We start from the raw sequence: 18980 nt of genomic DNA on the forward strand, positions 1-18980 counted from the left end.
TTGCTTGTGTCCGGGGGCGTCAGTTCTTGCCGAACGTCGGGTTGTGCGGGGTCGAGGCGAGCGTGATGTGCACGCTCTGCTGGTCGGTGTAGAAGTCGATGGAGCGGTAGCCGCCCTCGTGGCCGAGACCCGACGCCTTCACGCCGCCGAAGGGCGTGCGCAGGTCGCGGACGTTGTTGCTGTTCAGCCACACCATCCCGGCCTCGACGGACTGCGCGAACGTGTGGGCGCGCTTGAGGTCGTTCGTCCAGATGTAGGCCGCGAGGCCGTACTTCGTGTTGTTCGCGAGCGCCAGCGCCTCCTCGTCGGAGTCGAACGGGGTGATCGCGACGACCGGGCCGAAGATCTCCTCCTGGAAGATGCGGGCGTCGGGGGCCACGTCGGCGAACACCGTCGGGGCGACGAAGTTCCCCTCCTCGAAGCCCTCGGGGCGACCGCCGCCGGCGACGAGGCGGCCCTCGGTCTTGCCGATCTCGACGTAGGACATCACCTTGTCGTAGTGCTCGGGGTGCACGAGCGCGCCGACCTCGGTCTCGGGGTCGTGCGGGTAGCCGACCTTGACGCGCTGCGCCTGCGCGGCATAGCGCTCCACGAACTCGTCGTAGATCGAGCGCTCCACGATGATGCGGGACCCGGCGGTGCAGCGCTCGCCGTTGAGGGAGAAGACGCCGAAGATCGTGGCGTCGACGGCGGCCTCCAGGTCGGCGTCCGCGAAGACCACGGCGGGCGACTTGCCGCCGAGCTCCATCGACAGGCCCTTGAGGAACGGGGCGGCGTTGCCGAAGATGATCTGTCCCGTGCGGCTCTCGCCGGTGAAGGAGATGAGCGGCACGTCGGGGTGCTTCACCAGGGCGTCGCCGGCGTCTTCACCGAGGCCGTTGACGAGGTTGAAGACGCCCTGCGGGAGCCCCGCCTCCTCGAAGATGCCCGCCCACAGCGAGGCGGAGAGGGGCGTGAACTCGGCCGGCTTGAGGACGACCGTGTTGCCGGTCGCGAGCGCGGGCCCGAGCTTCCACGACTCCAGCATGAACGGCGTGTTCCAGGGGGTGATGAGTCCCGCGACACCGATCGGCTTGCGGTTGACGTAGTTCATCTGCTTGCCGGGCACCTTGAAGGCGTCGTCGGCCTGCGCGACGATCAGGTCGGCGAAGAAGCGGAAGTTCTCGGCGGCGCGGCGGGCCTGGCCCAGGGCCTGCGTGATCGGCAGGCCGGAGTCGTAGGACTCCAGCTCCGCGAGGCGGGCGTCGCGCGACTCCACGATGTCGGCGATCCGGTGCAGCACGCGCGAGCGCTCGCGGGGGAGCATCCGGGGCCATGGACCATCGTCGAAGGCGCGCTTGGCGGCGGCGACGGCCCGCTCGATGTCGGCCTTCTTGCCGGCGGCTGCCGTCGTGTAGGTCTGGTTCGTCACCGGGTCGAGCACGTCGAACGTGTCGCCGTCGATCGAGTCGACGAAGGCGCCGTCGATGTAGTGCTGGATGTGGTCGGGCAGGTCGGCGGGGATACGGGAGTCGGTCATGATGCTTCTCCTTCGGCGGGGACGGAACGGGTGTGCAGGGCGTCGAGGAACGCGTCCCTCGTGCGCCACCGGTGGTTGCGGGCGGCGAGCTCGATCTCCAGCGGCTCGGCGCCGTCGCGGATGAGCTCGAGGATCTGGGTGTGCTCGTCGACCGAGTGGTGGGCGCGGCCGGGCACGTAGGCGAAGGTCGAGTCGCGGATGCCGGACAGCCGGGCCCAGCCGCGGTGCACGAGGTCGAGCAGGTGCGGGTTGGGGCAGGGCTCGAACAGCACGGAGTGGAACTGCCGGTTGAGCTCGGTGAACGTGTGCGGGTCGAAGTGGTCGAGCAGGCGGCTCATGCGCTCGTTGACCTCCGCGGCCTGCGCGAGCGCGTCCGCGTCGAGCAGGGGAGCGGACAGCGCGGTCGCCGCCCCTTCGACGAGTCCGAGCGTCTGCATGGTGTGCGCGTACTCGCCCTCGTCCACGAGGGTCACCCGGGCACCGACGTTGCGCTCGAAGGTCACGAGCCCCTCGGCCTCCAGGCGGCGGATCGCCTCGCGCACCGGGACCACGCTCATGCCCAGCTCCTCGGCGATCGGCCCGAGGACCAGACGGTAGCCGGGACCGTAGGTGTGCGCCGAGATGCGCGCGCGGATCCAGGCGTACGCCTGCTCCGACTTGCTGGCGCTCTCGACCGTGCTCACTTCCGCTCCGCTCCGGTGCCGGTTGCCTGCTCGTAGCGGGCGCGCCATTCGGCGTTCATCGGGAACAGGCCGTCGACCGGGTGTCCGGCGGCGACCTGCTCGGCGATCCAGGCGTCCTCGATCTCCTGGGCCACGGCGTCGGCGGCGACCTCGGCGGCGAGAGCCGGCGGGATCACGATCACACCGTCGCTGTCGCCGACGATGATGTCGCCGGGCTGCACGGTGGCACCGCCGCACGAGATCGTCACGTCGACGTCCCACGGCACGTGCTTGCGGCCGAGTACGGACGGGTGCGCGCCCTGGGAGAAGACCGGCAGTCCGATCTCGGCGACGGCCTGGAAGTCGCGGACGCCGCCGTCGGTCACCACGCCCGCCGCACCGCGGGTCTGCGCGCGCAGGGCGAGGATGTCGCCGAGCGTGCCGGTGGTCGCGTCGCCGCGGGCCTCGATGACGATGATCTCGCCCTCGGCCACGGCGTCGAACGCGCGCTTCTGGGCGTTGTACCCGCCGCCGTGGCTCCGGAAGAGATCCTCGCGGAACGGCACGAAGCGCAGGGTCTTCGCGGTGCCGACGATCTTCGTGTCCGGGAGGTTCGCAGAGACGCCGTCGATGAAGCAGGAGTGGTGTCCGCGCTTGCGCAGCTGTGCCGAGAGGCCGGCAGTGGGGGCTTCGAGAAGCTGGGCGCGGAGCTCGGGGGTGAGCGTGGGCGCGGTGTCCTCGGCGGGCAGGCCCGCGGCCTCGCGGGAGCCCCAGGCCTCGGTGCGCTGGAGGTCGTCGACGGCGGGGAGTGAACCGAGGTCGCCGTCGAAGGGGACATCGCCCTGCGTGACCGTCGTGATCAGGCGGCCGGACGTGGGAGCGCCGGGGGCGTCCGGGGCGTCGACCTCGATCTCGACCACGTCGCCGGGGACGATGACCGAGGATCCTGCGGGAGTGCCGGTGAGGATCACGTCGCCGGTCTCCAGCGTGAAGTGCTGGGAGAGGTCGGCGACGAGCTGGGCCAGCGGGAAGATGAGGCCCGCGGTGGTGTCGTCCTGACGGAGCTCGCCGTTCACCCAGGCGCGCACGCGGAGGGCCGCCGGGTCGACCGTGCGGGCGTCGATCAGCTCCGGACCGAGCGGGGTGTACCCGTCGCCGCCCTTGGAGCGGACGTTGGAGCCCTTGTCGTTCGCGCGCAGATCGTAGAGGCCGAGGTCGTTCGAGGCGGTCACCCACTGCACGTGATCCCAGGCGTCGGCGAGGGCGACCCGGCGGGCCGGGGCGCCGATGATCAGCGCGATCTCCCCCTCGAACGCGAGCAGTTCGGTGCCGGCGGGGCGCTCGACGGTGCCGCCGGAGACGCCGACCGAGCTGGCCGGCTTGAAGAAGTAGGAGGGATGGGCGGGGCGTCGACCGCGCTGGTCGGCCCGCGAGGCGTAGCTCAGGTGGATCGCGATGATCTTCCCAGGTCGGGCGATGGTGTCCGTCACGGATGCGCCTCCTCGCGCTCGTCAGGACGCGTTGTGCGTCGTATCCGAAATCATATATCATCGTCTCACCCCTCGGCAAGCAGATCGGATTCACGTCCGCGCGCGCCGTGACAACGCGGTCACAAGCACAAAGGAGACACCCCATGAGCGGGCAGTCACAGGATGGGTTCACACCCACCGGAACCATCGCGACGGCGGCCGACCGGCGTCGTGTCGTCTTCGCCACCGTCGTCGGGACCACCGTCGAGTGGTACGACTTCTTCATCTACGCCACGGCGGTCGGGCTCGTCTTCGGACAGCTCTTCTTCGCGCCGCTCGGCGCCAACAGCGCTCTCGTCGGCTTCGCCACGGTCGGTGTGAGCTTCCTCTTCCGGCCCCTCGGCGCGTTCCTCGCGGGCCACTACGGCGACAAGCTCGGCCGCAAGGCGGTGCTGATGTGGACGCTGATCCTCATGGGCGCCGCGACCGCCCTGATCGGTCTGCTCCCCACCTACGAGACCATCGGCGTGATGGCGCCGATCCTCCTCGTGCTGCTGCGCATCGTGCAGGGCATCTCGGCCGGCGGGGAGTGGGGCGGCGCGGTGCTGATGGCCGTCGAGCACGCCCCTCGCAAGAAGCGCGGCATCTTCGGCGCCTCCCCGCAGATCGGCGTGCCGCTCGGCCTGCTGCTGGCGTCGGGCGTCATGGCGCTGATGACCGCGATCGCTCCGGGAGACCAGTTCCTCGCCTGGGGCTGGCGCGTGCCGTTCCTGCTCAGCGTCGTGCTGATCCTCGTGGGCTACTACGTCCGCCGTCGCGTGGAGGAGAGCCCGGTGTTCGCCGAGCTCGCCGAGCGCAAGGAGAAGGCGAAGATGCCGATCGTGCAGCTCTTCCGCAAGCACCTGCTGCTCGTCATCATCGCAGCCCTCGTCTTCGCCGGGAACAACGCCGTGGGCTACATGACCACCGGCGGCTACATCCAGGGCTACGCCACGAACCCCGACGGACCCATCGGGCTCGAGCGCGGGCCGGTGCTGTGGGCCGTCACCGGATCGGCCGTGACCTGGCTGCTGACCACGCTGCTGGCCGGCTGGGTGTCGGATCGCATCGGCCGTCGCACGACCTACCTCATCGGCTGGGTGCTCCAGCTCGTCGGCGTGTTCACGCTGTTCCCGCTCGTCAACACCGGCGAGGTGGGGCTGCTGTTCGCGGGCCTCGCGATCCTCACGATCGGCCTCGGCTTCACCTACGGGCCGCAGGCGGCGCTGTACACCGAGCTGTTCCCCGCGAGCATCCGGTTCTCCGGTGTCTCCATCTCCTACGCGATCGGCGCGATCGCCGGTGGCGCCTTCGCGCCCACCATCGCGACGTTCATCGTCGATCAGACCGGCTCCACCGAGGCGGTCACCTGGTACCTCGCGGGCATGACGCTCCTCGGTCTCGTCGCCACGCTCCTGCTGCGCGACCGGTCGGGCATCCCGCTCGGTCCGGACCACGAGGAGGAGCAGTCCGTCAGCCCGATCCGCGGGCTCGCGAAGGTCTGACCCGGCGATCCGAGAGCGCACGTCCCTGAGGGGGCGTGCGCTCTCGTGCGTTCCGGCTCAGCCCTCGAGGGCTTCGCGGATGAGGTCGGCGGAACGCTGGAGTCGCGCGGCGATCTCCCCGTCGTCCAGGTCGGTGGCCACGTGCACGACCGCGATCGCGGCAGGACGCTGGCCGCGCAGACGCAGCGGGACGGCGACGGACTGCACCGTGGGGATGACCTCGTCGTGGCTCGTGGCATAGCCGCGTGCGGCGGCGGTGTCGATGTCGGCGCGCAGGGCGGGGGAGATGCCGACGGGCACCTCCGCCGGGTCGAGCTGCGCGAGGATCGCCTTCCCGGGAGCGCCGACCGTGACGGAGTGCCGCGCGCCGGGGCGCTGGGCGACGCTCGCGACGGCGTGCCGCGGTTCGACGCTGGCGAGGGTGATGCACTCGGCGCCATCGAGGACGGCGAGGAAGCAGGTCATGCCGAGCTCGTTCGCGATGGCGGTCAGCTCCGGCAACGCCTCTGCCTGGAGGTCGTGGGCGACGCCGGCGGCGAGAGCGGCCATGCGGGCGCCGAGGCTCACGGCGCCGCTCGCATCGCGGGTCACGAGGCCGTGATCCTCGAGCGTGCGCAGGAGACGGTACGCGATGGACCGGTGCACGTCGAGGCGCCCCGCGATGACGTCGATGGTCAGCGCGCCGCGGGCGTCGGCGAGCACCTCGAGGATGCGGATGCCGCGACTCAGCGTCTGCGACGCGGGGGCGGCGGGGCGCTCGGGCATGGCTCTCCTTGCGATGCGCGAGGCACCGGTCTAGGCTGTGTTCAATAGTAGAACACTGTGTTCGAATATAGAACACCGTGTTCCTGGACGCAACACCCGACGAAGACGTCCGGAAGGAATCGACGACGATGCAGTTCCACCATCACGGCTATGTGTCCGGAGACCCGCGCGTGCAGGACGCCGCCGGCACCGGGATCGACCGCCCCGCCGCCCTGCCCGACGAGGTCGACGTCCTCATCGTCGGCTCCGGGCCCGCGGGCATGCTGCTCGCGGCACAGATGTCGCAGTACCCCGACATCACCACCCGCATCATCGAGAAGCGCGAGGGCCGCCTCGTCCTCGGGCAGGCCGACGGCATCCAGCCCCGCAGCGTGGAGACCTTCCAGGCCTTCGGCTTCGCCGAACGCATCATCGCCGAGGCCTACAACATCGGCTGGATGAACTTCTGGGGCCCCGACCCGGAGCACCCCGATCAGATCGTGCGGACCACCCGCACCGCCGACTACGCCTATGACATCTGCGAGTTCCCGCACCTCATCGTCAACCAGGCGCGCGTGCTCGACTACTTCGCCGAGGCGGCGGCCGACGGTCCCGGCCGGATCGTGCCGGACTACGGCGTGGAGTTCCTCGGGCTCACCGTGCACGAGGAGGGCGAGTACCCGGTCGAGGTGCACGTTCGGCACGTCGGTGACGCAGAGGAGCGCGTGGTCCGGGCGAAGTACGTGGTGGGCTGCGACGGCGCCCGGAGCGGCGTGCGGCAGGCGATCGGCCGCACACACGTGGGTGCGAGCGCCGCACACGCCTGGGGCGTCATGGACGTGCTCGTCAACACCGACTTCCCGGACTGGCGCACCAAGTGCGCGATCAACTCCAAGGCCGGCAACATCCTGCACATCCCGCGGGAGGGCGGCTACCTCAGCCGCATGTACATCGATCTCGGCGAGGTCGCCGCGGACGACGACCACCGCGTGCGCCAGACGCCCATCGAGGAGATCATCCGGCGCGCCAACGCGATCCTCCACCCCTACACGCTCGATGTGAAGCAGGTGGCCTGGCACAGCGTCTACGAAGTGGGCCACCGTGTGACGGACGGCTTCGACGACGTCGACCCCGGCGTCGATCGCAGCCCGCGGGTCTTCCTCACCGGCGACGCCTGCCACACGCACAGCGCCAAGGCCGGCCAGGGCATGAACGTGTCGATGCAGGATGGCTTCAATCTCGGCTGGAAGCTCGGTTCCGTGCTGAGCGGCCGTGCCCCCGAGGCGCTGCTCGCCACGTACGGCGCCGAGCGTCGTCCCGTCGCGCAGCAGCTCATCGACTTCGACCGCGAGTGGTCCAGCCTCATGGCCCGCAAGCCGGAGGAGATCTCCGACCCGAACGAGCTGGCCACGTACTACCTCGCGACGGCCGAGTTCCCCTCCGGTTTCATGACCCAGTACACGTCCTCCATGATCACCGGCACCGACGCCCATCAGGAGCTCGCGGTCGGCTACCCGCTGGGCAAGCGCTTCAAGTCGGCGGAGGTCGTGCGGGTCGGGGACGGCAACGTCGTCCACCTCGGGCACCATGCGAAGGCCGACGGCCGCTGGCGGGTCTACGCCTTCGGCGACCGGACCGGGGAGGCGCTCGCCGCGTGGGCGGAGGAGGCGGCGCCGGTGTTCGCGCGGTTCACCCCGGCTGACGCTGACGCCGACGCCGTGTTCGACGTGAAGGCCGTGTACCAGCAGCCCTTCGAGGAGGTCGAGGTCACGACGACGCCCGAGCTCTTCCAGCCGAAGACCGGCCCGCTCGGACTCACCGACTGGGAGAAGGTCTACGCCGCGGGCCCGAGCAAGTGGTGCGAGACGGACATCTTCGAGGCGCGGGAGCTGTCCCGCGACGGCGTCGTGATCGTCGTGCGTCCGGACCAGTACGTCGCCGCGATCCTCCCGCTGGACGGCGTGGACGAGCTGGCGAAGTTCCTGGACGGGGCGCTGCTGCCGGCGCGCTGACCCTCGGCGCACGTCCGGCCCTGGCGGGTGTCGGAGGCCCCGCGTACTGTGAGGGCCGACGGGTGACGGAGCCCGGCAGGAGGAGTGCGTGATGGACTGGAAGATCGAACTCATCTTCGTCCCGGTCAGCGATGTCGACCGGGCGAAGGACTTCTACGTGAAGATCGGTTTCAACGCCGACCACGACCATGTGCCGTACGAGGGGCTGCGCTTCGTGCAGATGACGCCGCCGGGATCGGCCTGCTCGATCGCCTTCGGCACGGGGCTGACCACCGGCTTGGAGCCGGGGCAGCAGAACACCATCCAGGTGGTCGTCCCCGACGCCGACGAGGCTCTCGCGCACCTGCGCGGCCTCGGCGTGGAGGCGGAGGGCGTGGACGAGCAGGACTGGGGGCGCTTCGTGCGCTTCGACGACCCCGATGGCAACACCTGGACCCTGCAGGAGCTCCCGGACTACAGCGCCCAGGGGTGACGATTCGGGGACTGGTTCGGGCTCCGGTTCGGGTTCCGGGTTCGGGTTCCGGGGTCTGGTTCGGGTTCCGGGGTCTGGTTCCGGTTCCGGTTCCGGGGTCTGGTTCGGGGTTCCGGGTCCGATTCGGGTTCCGAGGTTCGGTTCGGGTTCCGGATGCACGATGGCGGGGCGGGTGCACGACCAGGGGCTGAGGTTGGTCGTGCAGGCGGAACCGGCTCGTGCAGACGTTCCGATGCCCGGGGAGGCGGGGCTCGAGTCGGATGACGGGTGCACGACCCGGGGAGGGTTTCGGCCGTGCAGACGGAGCCGGTTCGTGCAGACGGAGCCGGGTCGTGCCGGTGAGACCGTGCCGTAGGAGCGAGGTACCGGGTGCTGTGACGAATGCACGATCCGGGGACGGATGCACGGCCGGGCGAGGGCTGTGGTCGCGCAGACGGAACCGCGTCGTGCGGGTGACCGCGCGTGCCTCGTGCTCGGTCTCTCGAGTCCGAGGAGTCCGCGGCCGGGGTCAGGGGAGGCGGGTGGCTCCGCCCGAGACGACGAGGCCGCCGGAGGCCGGTATCGCGACGCGGAGTTCGCTCGGGCGACCGACGTGGGCCCCCTGATGGATGCGGACGGTGTCGCCCGGATAGCCCTGGGCGCGGAGGTAGGCGCCGACCGAAGCGGCCGCGGACCCTGTCGCCGGATCCTCCGTGATGCGCCCCACGGGGAAGAGGTTGCGGGCCTGGATCTCGGCAGGATCCTCGGCGTGCAGCACCGTCACCGTGCCGTGCCAGCCCCGCGCGCGCATGAGAGTGGCGACCTCGGCGGGGGAGAAACGGAACTGGTGGAAGAGCTCCCGGTCGGCAACGAAGACGATCGGATGCCAGTTGCCCGCGAACGCCTCGCGGACCGGGAAGCGCGGGTCGACATCGACCGGCTCCATCCCCAGCAGCGCGAGGAGGCGGTCACGCACGACGGGGTCGAGGTCGCGCACCTCCGGCTCGACGCTCGTGAACGACACCGTGACCCGGCCGTCCGCGTCCGCGAAGGACTCCATCGACACGTCTCCGGCCGCGGTCTCGAACACGACCGCCCCGGGACCCTGCCGTTCCGCGAGGGCGACCGCCGTCGCGACCGTCGCATGACCGCAGAACGGCACCTCCGCGGCAGGCGACCAGTACCGCACCCGGAAGCGGGAGCCGTCCGCCGCGGTATCCTGCACGAACGCGGTCTCCGAGTAGCCGACCTCGGCCGCGATCCGCTGCATGTCCGCCTCATCGAGCCCGTCCGCGGCGAGCACGACCCCGGCCGGGTTGCCGCCGTCCGGGGTCGCGGCGAAGGCGCTGTAGCGCAGGACCTCGGGAGCATCCGTCATCCCGGGAGCCTATCGGCCCGCGCGGGTCAGGAGTTCACGCGGATGATCTCCTGCTGGTACGGCGCGATCACGTCGCCGGAGATCCGGAGGTCGAGGACGAGGAAGCGCCGGGTCGCCGGGTCCTCCTCGGCCCAGGTGGCCAGACGCTCCAGGTCATCGAGCGTCCGCACGACGACACCCTCCGCGCCGACCGCGGCTCCGAACGCGGCGAAGTCGACCTCGGGAATGCGCATCGGTCCCTCGGCCAGGCCCTTAAGTCCGTAGAGGTTGACCTCGGCACCGTACGCCGCGTCGTTCCAGACAACGGCCATGCCGCGTCCGCCCGCCGCCCGCACGGCCGATTCGAGGTCGGCAATCGCCATGAGCCCGCCGCCGTCGCCCGAGGTGAGCACGATGGTCGCGTCACGACGGGCGAGGGCCGCGCCCACCACGCTGGGCCAGCCCTGTCCGATCGACTGGAACGCGGTGCCGATCATCATCATCCGGTCCGGTGCGGCGACCGGCCAGTACATGTTCGCCCAGCCGATGAAGTGTCCGCCGTCCGACACCACGACGCGGTCCTCGGGGAGGAGCTCGGCGATCCGGCGCGCGGCGGAACGCGGGTCGAGGCGTCCGTCGGGTGCGAGGTCGTCCCCGGGCTCGTACGCGCGGGCCGCGGCGACATCGACCGTCTCCCGCCAGGGTCGGGCGGACACAACTGCGGAGCCGGTGCCCGACTCGCCGCCGGAGTCGGGGGTGGCCCCGGCGAGTCCTGCGGCATCTCCGAAGTCGTGCCCGGAGGAGAGGCGGGTGACGAGGGCCTCGGCGGCGAGACGGGCATCGGCGCGCACGAAGCCGCCGACATGGGCATGCGTGGCGGCCGGAGCGGTGTCGATCTGGAACACCCGGGTGCCCGGGGCGAAGAGGTCGCCGAAGCGCATCGTGAACTGATTCAGGCTGGCGCCGAAGACCACGGAGACATCGGCGGTCCGCACGAGCTCCATCGCCCCCTCGGCGCCGAAGCCGCCGGTGACCCCGAGGTCGTACCGGGTGTCCGGGAAGATACCGCGGCCGAGGGCGGAGGAGGCGGTCAGTGCCCCGGTCTGCGCGGCGAGGGCGCCCAGAGCCTCGCCGGCGCCGGCCAGCCAGGCGCCCCGGCCGGCGAGGAGGAACGGACGCTCGGCATCGCGCAGGGCGGCGGCGATCTCATCCAGCATGCTCTCGGCGAAGTCCCCGCGCGGTGCGAGCGGCGTGGGGAGTCGAGGAGCCGGGGCCGCCGGCACCGCGCCCGCCTCGAGGGCGGCGACGTCGTAGGGGATCGCGAGCACCACGGGCACGCGATAGGTGAGGGCGTGCTCGACGGCGATGACGGTGGTCGCGGCGGCATCGGTCCGCCCGACGGTGTAGGTGCGGGCGCCCACCGCCGAGGCTAGCGCGATCTGGTCCACGTCCCACGGCCGCGGCCCCGAGGTCGGCTCGTCGCCCACCACGAGGACGAGCGGCACGTGCGCCTGCACGGCCTCGGCCAGCGCCGTGATCGTGTTCGTGAAGCCGGCGCCGTAGGTGGAGGTGCCCGCGGCGATGCGGCCGGAGGCGCGGAAGTGGGCGTCGGCGGCGACGACCGCGCCCTGCTCGTGGCGGACGGCGGTGAACGTGGCGTCGGTCTGCGTCTCGAGGGCGTCGAGGAAGTAGGCGTTGCCGTTGCCCATCACGCCGAAGACGGCATCGACGTGCTGGGCGAGGGTGAGGGCGACGTGCGCGGAGACGGAGGGCATGGAGAAGCCTTTCGAGACAGGGACGGAGAAGGGGGATCCGTATGTGTCTCGCCCTCGCGGCGATGCGAGGTGCTTCGTGCCTCTTTTTCAGGCACCGGCGGGGCCGGACCTGCTCAGTCTAGCGGCGGCTCGGGCGGAGCGGATGCGCGAGAATGGACCGATGACGGATGCATCGATCGAGCGCGAGACGCTCACCTGGGACGGCTTCGGCGTGGCGACGCGCGATCTGGCGCGGAACATCTCGGCGACGGGCTTCGAGCCGGAGGTCGTGGTGGCGATCGCACGCGGCGGCCTGCTCCCGGCCGGGGCCATCGCGTACGGGCTCGGCGTGAAGAACTGCGGCGCGATCAACGTCGAGTTCTACACCGGCATCGGCACCGTGCTGGACGCCCCGGAGGTGCTGCCGCCGGAGCTCGACATGGCCTATCTCGACGGCCGCCGCGTGCTGCTCGTGGACGATGTCGCCGACTCCGGTCGCACGCTGGCGCTCGCGGTGCAGCTGCTGCAGGAGAAGGGCGCCGACGTGCGGTCCGTCACGATCTACACGAAGCCCTCGACGATCATCCAGCCGGACTTCGCGTGGAAGGACACCGACCTCTGGATCGACTTCCCCTGGTCGTTCCGCGGCACCGTGCGTCAGGAGGACGAAGGCCTCCCGCCCACGGCCTGATCAGGCGTCGTCCGTCGCGCCCCGCCGCAGGGCGAGGAGCGTCTGGATCGTGTCGGCCTCCGCAGCGGTCTTGTCCGGACGGTAGCCCTTGACCCGGGCGAACCGGAGGGCGAGGCCGCCGGGGTAGCGCGGGGACCGCTGCACGCCGTCGATCGCGATCTCGACCACGAGCTCCGGCCGGAGGAACACCGTCGACGCGGAGCGATGGGTCTCGTGCGCCGGGAACTCGTCGGTCTGCCACTGCAGCAGCGCGTCGGTGAGGCCCTTGAACGTCTTGCCGACCATCACGAAACCGCCCGGGTCGCCGAAGTCGCCGTCCGGGTCCCGCGCGCCGAGGTGCAGGTTCGACAGCCATCCACGCCGGCGCCCCGACCCCCACTCGGCGCCGAGCACGACGAGGTCGAACGTGAGGACGGGTTTCACCTTCACCCAGGACTTGCCGCGTCGACCGGCGGCGTACGGCGCATCCACGGCTTTCACGAGCACACCCTCGTGGCCGGCCGCCAGCGCTTCCCGGGACAGACGCTCGGCTTCCTCCGCACTGTCGGTGACGATGCCGGGCATGCGCCACTCACCGGCGACCGCGGCCAGGACCTCCTGACGCACCGACAGCGGCTCGTCGAGCAGATCACGGCCGTCCACGTGCAGGACGTCGAAGAACCAGGGGCGCAGGGCGAGTTCCCGCGCGGCATCCGCACCGAACCGCGACATCGTCTCCTGGAACGGCCGGGGACCGCCGTCCTCGTCGAGCGCCAGCGTCTCGCCGTCGAGGATGACCTCCTGCGCGGGAAGACCGCGGACGACCTCGACGATCTCGGGCAGCCGGTGGGTGACGTCGGCGAGGCTCCGCGTGTAGATGCCGACCTCGTCGCCGCGGCGGTGCACCTGGATGCGCGCGCCGTCGAGCTTGTACTCGACCGAGGCGCGCCCGGTGATCTCCAGAGCGGCCGTGGGCGTCGGCGCCGTGGCCGCGAGCATCGGGAGCACGGGGCGACCCACCCGGAGCCCGACCTCGTCGAGTGCGCCCTCGGCGCCGGTGAGCGCGAGCAGCGCCGTCTCGCCGAGGTCGCCGGAGAGCATGGCGGCTCGTCGCACCGTGGCAGGCGGGGCCTCGGCGGCGCGGGCGATCGCGTCGAGGAGCACGCCGCTCAGCGCTCCGGTGCGGAGCTCCCCGAGCATCGCCCTGGTCAGGAAGTCCCATTCGGGAGCGGTGGCTCGGGCGGCGAGGTCGTGCAGCAGCTCGCTGCGCACGCCCGCCGAACCGGAGCCCGAGGTGTGCGCGAGGGTGTCGAAGGCGTGGTCGACCTCCGCGATGGTCAGCGTCGGCGTCGTGGTGTGCTCGATGGCGAGGGCCGTCAGCCCCCGCCACCCCACGCCGAGGCGACCCTGGCGGGGCGCGGCCAGGAGCAGCCCCACGAGAGGCGCGATGTCGTCGGCGTCGGCCCGGCGGAGCAGCGCCGCTATCGCCTCGATCTTGGCCAGGCGGGACGAGGTCGCGGCGACCTGGTCGGTGGTGGTGACGAGCTCCGAGAGCAGCATGCGGGCATCCTCCCACCGGGGTCGGACACCGCACGAGACGGTTGACAGCGACCACCGGGGCGTGGCGTCAGCGTCCGCGGAACTCCGGCGTCCGCTTCTCCTGGAACGCGGCGAAGCCCTGCCGGTAGTCCTCGGTGTCGCACAGGGCGGCCTGGGCCGCGTTCTCGACGTCGATGGATTCCCACAGGGTGAGCCGTTCGTCGCGAATGCGAGAGACGAGCTCCTTGCTCGCCCGGAAGGCGGCCGTGGCGCCACGCGCGGTCTTCGCCGCGGCGGCCGTCGCGGCCGCGAGCACCTCGTCGTCGGGGAAGACCTGCGAGAAGAGGCCGGAGCGTACCGCCTCGGCGCCGCTCATGAGCCGGCCGGTGTAGATGAGGTCGAGCGTCTTGTGCGGGCCGAGCCGGTCGAGGAACAGCGCGTGCCCGCCGGAGTCGAGGGTCGCGCCGAGCGCCGCGAACGGGGAGCCGATCTTCGCGGATTCCGCGACGTACACGACGTCCGTCGCGATGAGCAGCCCGAGTCCCACGCCGAGGCAGGCGCCGTGGGCGACGGCGAAGGTCGGCGCCGGGAAGCGGGACATGCGCTGCAGCAGCGGTGTCACCCGCCCGCCGAGGTAGTCGAGCACATCGTCGTCGCGCGGATCGACGGCGGAGATGTCCCGCCCGGCGCAGAACGCCCGCCCTTCACCACGGAGCAGCAGCGCCCGCACCCCGGCGGCCTCGGCCTCCCGGTACGCGGCGTCGAGCTCCGCGAGGGCGGCCTCGTCCAGGGCGTTGAGCTTCGCGGGGGCGTCGAGCACCACGGTGGCGACGTCGTCGGCGATGGCGAGATCGATCATGGGGTCTCCGGGTCAGACGTCGTAGTCCACGACCACGCGGTCGCTGGTCGGGTGGGACTGGCAGGTGAGCACGTAGCCGCGCTCCAGCTCGTCGGGCTCCAGGGCATAGTTCTCGGTCATCGTGACGCTGCCCTCCAGCACGCGCGCCCGACAGGTGCCGCAGACGCCACCCGCGCACGCGAACGGGGCGTCCGGCCGCACCCGCAGTGCGGCGTTCAGCACCGACTCGCGCGCTGCGACGGGGCTTTCCACCGTCGACGAGACGCCGTCGAGGTTCACCTCGATCCGCACGGTCTTCTCGCCCGAGCGCACCGTGACCGGCCGGGCGGCCCGCACCGGCTCGTCGCCGGTCGTGAACAGCTCGAAGCGCACGTGCTCGCGGGGCACGCCCACGTCGGCCAGCACCTCCCGGCACAGGTCGACGAGTGCGAGCGGTCCGCACAGGAACCACTCGTCCACGTCGGCCGGATCGATCAGCGCGTCGAGGATCGTCCGCAGCTTGGGCTCGTCGATGCGGCCGGACAGCACCGGCGCGGTCCGCTGCTCGCGGGACAGCACGTGGTGCAGCGTGAGCCGTGTCGGGTAGCGGTCCTTGAGGTCGGCGAGGTCCTCCAGGAACATCACGTCCAGCGTCGAGCGGTTCGTGTACAGGAGCGTGAACCGCGAGGTCTGCGAGCGGGAGAGCACGGTGTGCGCGAGGGCCATCAGCGGCGTGATCCCGGAGCCGGCCGCGATCCCGACGACGTGCTTCTCGTCCAGATCGTCGAGGCCGGAGGTGAAGGTGCCCTGGGGGCTCATGACGTCGATGCGGAAGCCCGGGTGCAGGCCGGTCTGGGCCCAGGTGGAGAACGTCCCGCCCTCGTCGCGCTTCACGGCGACGCTCAGGCGGGTGGGTGCCCCGTCGGTGCGATGCTCGGGCGCCCGGCACAGCGAGTACGAACGCCGCACCTCCACGCCGTCCAGCGTCGTGCGCAGCGCCACGTATTGCCCGGGGAGATGGTCGTAGTCGTCGGCGAGCTCCGCGGGCACCGTGAAGGTCACCTCGACGGAGTCCTCGGTGAGCGGCCGGACGTCCTCGACCTCGAGCGTGTGGAACCGGGCACGGCTCCGTGTGCGGTTCGGAGTGGCGGGAGCGGCCGACGGCGTCGTCGCCGGGGCCGGGGAGAACAGCGACATCAGTGCACCTTGAAGTGATCGAAGGGTTCCAGGCAGGCCCGGCACTCGTACAGTGCCTTGCACGAGGTCGACCCGAAGCGGGAGACCTCCCGGGTGTCGAGCGAGCCGCACCGGGGGCAGCGCACGCTGAGGGCGAGCCGGATCGGACCGGCGGGCATCGCCGCGCGGCCGCTGGGCGGCGCGATCCCGTACGCGCGGAGCTTCTGCTTCCCGGCGTCGCTCATCCAATCCGTCGTCCACGCGGGGGAGAGCACGAGCCGCACCTCGACGTCGCCGAATCCTGCCGCCGTGAGCGCGAGCACGACGTCGTCGCGGATCGTGTCCATGGCCGGGCACCCGCTGTAGGTCGGCGTGATGTCGACGACCACGCGCTCGCCGCGGAGCTCGACCGCCCGCAGCACGCCGAGGTCCTCGATCGTGAGCACCGGCACCTCCGGGTCCGGCACGGCGGCGGCGATCCGCCAGGCCTGAGCCTCGACATCGGCGGTGGTCCGGGTCACCATGACGCCCCCGGATGCCGTCGCGCCAGCACCTGCATCTCGGCGAGGAGGTGACCGAAGGGGGTCGCGTGGGCGCCGTTCCGGCCGCCCGCGGACGACGCCGCCACCGGCGGCACCGCGAGCTCGGCCTCGGCGAACACGGTGGCGATGACCGCGTCGAACGGCGCGCGGAGCGTCGACGGTCGCACGGCGGCGTCGCCCAGCCGGTCGATCAGCGGTTCATCGCGGAACAGCTCGTCGACGTACGGCCACACATCCGCGAGGGCACGGATCATGCGGCGCCGCGACTCCTCCGTCCCGCCCGCCAGGCGCAGCACCCACTGCACGGCGTGGTCGCGGTGGTAGTCGACCTCCTTCAGCGCCTTCTCCGCGATCGCGGCGAAGGTGGGCTCGGAGCTCGCACGGAGCGCGGCGTACAGCTCGACGAGGTAGACGGACGCGACGAGCTGGCGGGCGATGGTCTGCGCGAAGTCGCCGTTCGGCTGCTCCATGATCCAGGCGCTGCGGAACTCCGGCTCGTCGCGGAAGTAGGCGAGGTCGTCCTCGGAACGGCCGTCCCACGTCCCCGCGAAGTGCAGGAAGGAGCGGGCGTGGCCGAGCAGGTCGAGCGCGATGTTCCCGAGCGCGACGTCCTCCTCCAGCTCGGGGGCCCGGGAGATCCAGGCGCCGAGTTGCTGCGACAGGATGAGGGCGTCGTCGCCGAGCCACAGGGCGTACTCGGCGATGTCGGCGCTCGCCGCGGTCGTGCCGGCGCCCGCGAGCTCCTCGCTGAGCCGCAACTCGTCGACGGAGACGTCCCCGTGCGCATCCCCGTGGACGTCGCCGGCTTGCTGAGCGGAGCTGGGGTCCTGAGCGGAGCGGGGTCCCTGAGCAGAGCTGGGTCCCTGAGCGTGTCGAAGGGTCACAGGTGCGGCACCCCCTCGGACGCGGTGTAGTACACCGCATGCCGGTAGTTCTTACCCGCGGGACTCTCGAAGTACGCGCCCTTGGCGTCGGGGTCGCTCGTGGTGATCGCCTCGGCGGGGACCGCCCAGATCGACACGCCCTCGCCCCGGCGGGTGTAGAGGTCGCGGGCGTTGCGGATGGCCATGTCAGCATCGGGCGCGTGCAGCGAGCCGACGTGCACGTGGCTCAGCCCGCGGTTCGCCCGCACGAAGATCTCCCACAGCGGCCAGACCTCCCGTCCCTGGGTCCCTGAGCTCGTCGAAGGGTCGGCCCCGGGGGTCGCCATCACGCCACCGCCCCTTCAGGGGTCAGGCGGGAACGCTGCTTGCGGGCGTACTCCGCGGCGGCCTCCCGCACCCACGCGCCCTCGTCGTGCGCCGTGCGGCGGCGCTCCAGACGCTCGGCGTTGCACGGGCCGTTGCCGCGCAGCACCTGGAAGAACTCGTCCCAGTCGATCTCACCCATCTCGTAGCGACCGGTCTCCTCGTCGAACCGCAGGTCGGGATCGGGGAGGGTGACGCCGAGGATCTCGGCCTGGGGCACGAGCATGCTCACGAACCGCTGACGCAGCTCGTCGTTCGAGAAGCGCTTGATCTTCCACGCCATCGACTGGGCGGAGTTGGGGGACTGGTCGTCGGGCGGCCCGAACATCGCCAGGCTCGGCCAGTACCAGCGGTCGACCGCGTCCTGCGCCATCTGCCGTTGCTCGTCCGTACCCCGCATGAGCGAGAGCAGGATCTCGAACCCCTGGCGCTGGTGGAACGACTCCTCCTTGCAGATGCGCACCATCGCGCGGCCGTAGGGGCCGTAGGAGGCGCGGCACAGCGGCACCTGGTTGCAGATCGCGGCGCCGTCGACGAGCCAGCCGATCGCGCCCATGTCGGCCCAGGTCGGGGTGGGGTAGTTGAAGATCGACGAGTACTTCGCCTTTCCGGAGATGAGCTGGTCCATCATCTCGTCACGGGTGATGCCGAGGGTCTGCGCGGCGGAGTAGAGGTAGAGCCCGTGACCGGCCTCGTCCTGCACCTTCGCCATGAGGATCGCCTTGCGCTTGAGGCTCGGGGCGCGCGTGATCCAGTTGCCCTCGGGCTGCATGCCGATGATCTCGGAATGGGCGTGCTGGGAGATCTGCCGGATGAGGGTCTTGCGATAGGCCTCGGGCATCCAGTCGCGGGGCTCGATGCGCTGCTCGTTCGCGATCAGCTCGTCGAACAGGCGTTCCTCGTCGGAGGTCTCGCCGTCCACGAGGGACAGGTCTGCGGGACTGGTCATCATCGACTCCTCGGGGTCCGGTCCTTCTTTACTGACCGATCGTTAGGTAATTCTGACACACGCGACGGCCCGATTCAACAGGACGTGTCAGCGGGAGCGCGAGATCAGCGCCAGCAGGGCGCGGCCGTAGGCCTCCGCCGGGTCCGGGTGCTCGAACAGCAGGGGAGTCCCGGCGAGCTCGATCTCGACGCGGAACGTGTCGGGGAGGCGGATGAGGGCACGGAACGTCCCGCGGAGCAGGTCCCGCAGCTGGTCCTCGCGCGGCAGCCACACCGCATCGGCGAGGGTCACGGCGTCGAGCGCCCACTCCGTCGTGCCGTTGAAGGCGAGATCCGTGCCGGCCGGCGTCTGCCGCGCCTCGATGGTCATCGCGCTGACCGTGAAGACGTCGGCCTCCGCCTCCAGCTCCACCTCGTCCGGGAGGTCGAGCTGGAACCGGTCACCCTCCGCGGGCTTCCAGGTCAGGCCGGCATCGCGGAGCGCGACGGCGAGTTCGCGGGTGATCAT

General features: G+C 71.2%; 18 protein-coding genes. 4 read left to right on the plus strand and 14 right to left on the minus strand.

Annotation, left to right across the window (positions count from 1 at the left end; all coding sequences use genetic code 11):
• Positions 1 to 19: 19 nt before the first annotated feature.
• The 3 genes from hpaE to AB0310_RS01075 are packed head-to-tail and all read right to left on the minus strand — an operon-like array spanning position 20 to position 3671.
• Positions 20 to 1519, minus strand: a complete 1500-nt coding sequence (gene hpaE / locus AB0310_RS01065) for a 5-carboxymethyl-2-hydroxymuconate semialdehyde dehydrogenase (RefSeq protein WP_366236398.1) — start codon at positions 1517 to 1519, stop codon at positions 20 to 22.
• Positions 1516 to 2202 carry a GntR family transcriptional regulator gene (locus tag AB0310_RS01070; protein WP_025103811.1) on the minus strand — a complete coding sequence of 229 codons (687 nt, stop codon included), beginning with the start codon at positions 2200 to 2202 and terminating at the stop codon, positions 1516 to 1518. Before AB0310_RS01070 ends, hpaE begins: the two co-directional genes overlap by 4 nt.
• Positions 2199 to 3671 (minus strand): fumarylacetoacetate hydrolase family protein, encoded by a 1473-nt coding sequence (locus AB0310_RS01075; RefSeq protein ID WP_366236399.1) that lies wholly within the window; start codon positions 3669 to 3671, stop codon positions 2199 to 2201. Before AB0310_RS01075 ends, AB0310_RS01070 begins: the two co-directional genes overlap by 4 nt.
• Before the next feature lie 143 nt (positions 3672 to 3814).
• On the opposite strand from AB0310_RS01075, the gene AB0310_RS01080 reads away from it, so the two are divergent.
• Positions 3815 to 5194: an MFS transporter gene (locus AB0310_RS01080; protein WP_187663488.1), complete on the plus strand. Its 1380-nt coding sequence runs from the start codon at positions 3815 to 3817 to the stop codon at positions 5192 to 5194.
• A 57-nt stretch (positions 5195 to 5251) separates the two neighbouring features.
• Here AB0310_RS01080 and AB0310_RS01085 read toward each other — a convergent pair whose 3' ends face one another.
• The gene (locus AB0310_RS01085; RefSeq protein ID WP_187663489.1) at positions 5252 to 5959 is read right to left on the minus strand and encodes an IclR family transcriptional regulator; all 708 of its coding nucleotides are present in this window, start codon (positions 5957 to 5959) and stop codon (positions 5252 to 5254) included.
• A 128-nt stretch (positions 5960 to 6087) separates the two neighbouring features.
• On the opposite strand from AB0310_RS01085, the gene AB0310_RS01090 reads away from it, so the two are divergent.
• Positions 6088 to 7950 carry an FAD-dependent monooxygenase gene (locus AB0310_RS01090; protein WP_259952188.1) on the plus strand — a complete coding sequence of 621 codons (1863 nt, stop codon included), beginning with the start codon at positions 6088 to 6090 and terminating at the stop codon, positions 7948 to 7950.
• A 91-nt stretch (positions 7951 to 8041) separates the two neighbouring features.
• Entirely contained in the window at positions 8042 to 8422 is a 381-nt protein-coding gene (locus AB0310_RS01095) for a VOC family protein (protein WP_187663491.1), read from the plus strand.
• A gap of 508 nt (positions 8423 to 8930) precedes the next feature.
• On the opposite strand, the gene AB0310_RS01100 is transcribed toward AB0310_RS01095, so the two are convergent.
• Together AB0310_RS01100 and AB0310_RS01105 are read right to left on the minus strand one after the other, a co-directional pair.
• On the minus strand, positions 8931 to 9779 hold the full coding sequence (locus AB0310_RS01100) for a PhzF family protein (RefSeq protein WP_366236400.1): 849 nt from the start codon (positions 9777 to 9779) through the stop codon (positions 8931 to 8933).
• A 26-nt stretch (positions 9780 to 9805) separates the two neighbouring features.
• Entirely contained in the window at positions 9806 to 11533 is a 1728-nt protein-coding gene (locus tag AB0310_RS01105) for a thiamine pyrophosphate-binding protein (RefSeq protein WP_366236401.1), read from the minus strand.
• A gap of 160 nt (positions 11534 to 11693) precedes the next feature.
• Between AB0310_RS01105 and AB0310_RS01110 the strand changes: the two genes are divergently transcribed.
• The gene (locus tag AB0310_RS01110) at positions 11694 to 12203 is read left to right on the plus strand and encodes a phosphoribosyltransferase (protein WP_187663494.1); all 510 of its coding nucleotides are present in this window, start codon (positions 11694 to 11696) and stop codon (positions 12201 to 12203) included.
• On the opposite strand, the gene AB0310_RS01115 is transcribed toward AB0310_RS01110, so the two are convergent.
• From AB0310_RS01115 to AB0310_RS01150, 8 genes are all read right to left on the minus strand, one after another.
• Complete coding sequence (locus AB0310_RS01115; protein ID WP_366236402.1) at positions 12204 to 13742, minus strand: ATP-dependent DNA ligase; 1539 nt, start codon at positions 13740 to 13742, stop codon at positions 12204 to 12206. It abuts the gene before it with no gap.
• Between the two features lie 67 nt (positions 13743 to 13809).
• Positions 13810 to 14580: an enoyl-CoA hydratase/isomerase family protein gene (locus AB0310_RS01120; RefSeq protein WP_366236403.1), complete on the minus strand. Its 771-nt coding sequence runs from the start codon at positions 14578 to 14580 to the stop codon at positions 13810 to 13812.
• Positions 14581 to 14592: 12 nt separating this feature from the next.
• Positions 14593 to 15756, minus strand: coding sequence for a 1,2-phenylacetyl-CoA epoxidase subunit PaaE (paaE, locus tag AB0310_RS01125; protein WP_366236404.1), 1164 nt, complete (start codon positions 15754 to 15756; stop codon positions 14593 to 14595).
• On the minus strand, positions 15756 to 16259 hold the full coding sequence (gene paaD, locus AB0310_RS01130; protein WP_187663498.1) for a 1,2-phenylacetyl-CoA epoxidase subunit PaaD: 504 nt from the start codon (positions 16257 to 16259) through the stop codon (positions 15756 to 15758). Before paaD ends, paaE begins: the two co-directional genes overlap by 1 nt.
• On the minus strand, positions 16253 to 17161 hold the full coding sequence (gene paaC / locus AB0310_RS01135; RefSeq protein ID WP_187663499.1) for a 1,2-phenylacetyl-CoA epoxidase subunit PaaC: 909 nt from the start codon (positions 17159 to 17161) through the stop codon (positions 16253 to 16255). The genes paaD and paaC overlap by 7 nt, the downstream gene beginning before the upstream one ends.
• Positions 17158 to 17487, minus strand: a complete 330-nt coding sequence (paaB, locus tag AB0310_RS01140; RefSeq protein ID WP_025103829.1) for a 1,2-phenylacetyl-CoA epoxidase subunit PaaB — start codon at positions 17485 to 17487, stop codon at positions 17158 to 17160. The genes paaC and paaB overlap by 4 nt, the downstream gene beginning before the upstream one ends.
• Positions 17487 to 18476 carry a 1,2-phenylacetyl-CoA epoxidase subunit PaaA gene (gene paaA / locus AB0310_RS01145; RefSeq protein WP_396654799.1) on the minus strand — a complete coding sequence of 330 codons (990 nt, stop codon included), beginning with the start codon at positions 18474 to 18476 and terminating at the stop codon, positions 17487 to 17489. The genes paaB and paaA overlap by 1 nt, the downstream gene beginning before the upstream one ends.
• Before the next feature lie 84 nt (positions 18477 to 18560).
• Positions 18561 to 18980 (minus strand): pilus assembly protein CpaE, encoded by a 420-nt coding sequence (locus AB0310_RS01150; protein WP_187663501.1) that lies wholly within the window; start codon positions 18978 to 18980, stop codon positions 18561 to 18563.

Origin of the sequence: Microbacterium meiriae (assembly GCF_040702565.1) — a bacterium.
Lineage (GTDB): Bacteria > Actinomycetota > Actinomycetes > Actinomycetales > Microbacteriaceae > Microbacterium > Microbacterium meiriae.

Bases quoted from the DNA above. Each gene is read 5' to 3' on its own strand.
- hpaE (WP_366236398.1), bottom strand. From the start codon at position 1,519: ATGACCGACTCCCGTATCCCCGCCGACCTGCCCGACCACATCCAGCAC.
- AB0310_RS01080 (WP_187663488.1), top strand. From the start codon at position 3,815: ATGAGCGGGCAGTCACAGGATGGGTTCACACCCACCGGAACCATCGCG.
- AB0310_RS01085 (WP_187663489.1), bottom strand. From the start codon at position 5,959: ATGCCCGAGCGCCCCGCCGCCCCCGCGTCGCAGACGCTGAGTCGCGGC.
- AB0310_RS01090 (WP_259952188.1), top strand. From the start codon at position 6,088: ATGCAGTTCCACCATCACGGCTATGTGTCCGGAGACCCGCGCGTGCAG.
- AB0310_RS01095 (WP_187663491.1), top strand. From the start codon at position 8,042: ATGGACTGGAAGATCGAACTCATCTTCGTCCCGGTCAGCGATGTCGAC.
- AB0310_RS01100 (WP_366236400.1), bottom strand. From the start codon at position 9,779: ATGACGGATGCTCCCGAGGTCCTGCGCTACAGCGCCTTCGCCGCGACC.
- AB0310_RS01105 (WP_366236401.1), bottom strand. From the start codon at position 11,533: ATGCCCTCCGTCTCCGCGCACGTCGCCCTCACCCTCGCCCAGCACGTC.
- AB0310_RS01110 (WP_187663494.1), top strand. From the start codon at position 11,694: ATGACGGATGCATCGATCGAGCGCGAGACGCTCACCTGGGACGGCTTC.
- AB0310_RS01115 (WP_366236402.1), bottom strand. From the start codon at position 13,742: ATGCTGCTCTCGGAGCTCGTCACCACCACCGACCAGGTCGCCGCGACC.
- AB0310_RS01120 (WP_366236403.1), bottom strand. From the start codon at position 14,580: ATGATCGATCTCGCCATCGCCGACGACGTCGCCACCGTGGTGCTCGAC.
- paaE (WP_366236404.1), bottom strand. From the start codon at position 15,756: ATGTCGCTGTTCTCCCCGGCCCCGGCGACGACGCCGTCGGCCGCTCCC.
- paaD (WP_187663498.1), bottom strand. From the start codon at position 16,259: ATGGTGACCCGGACCACCGCCGATGTCGAGGCTCAGGCCTGGCGGATC.
- paaB (WP_025103829.1), bottom strand. From the start codon at position 17,487: ATGGCGACCCCCGGGGCCGACCCTTCGACGAGCTCAGGGACCCAGGGA.
- paaA (WP_396654799.1), bottom strand. From the start codon at position 18,476: ATGATGACCAGTCCCGCAGACCTGTCCCTCGTGGACGGCGAGACCTCC.
- AB0310_RS01150 (WP_187663501.1), bottom strand. From the start codon at position 18,980: ATGATCACCCGCGAACTCGCCGTCGCGCTCCGCGATGCCGGCCTGACC.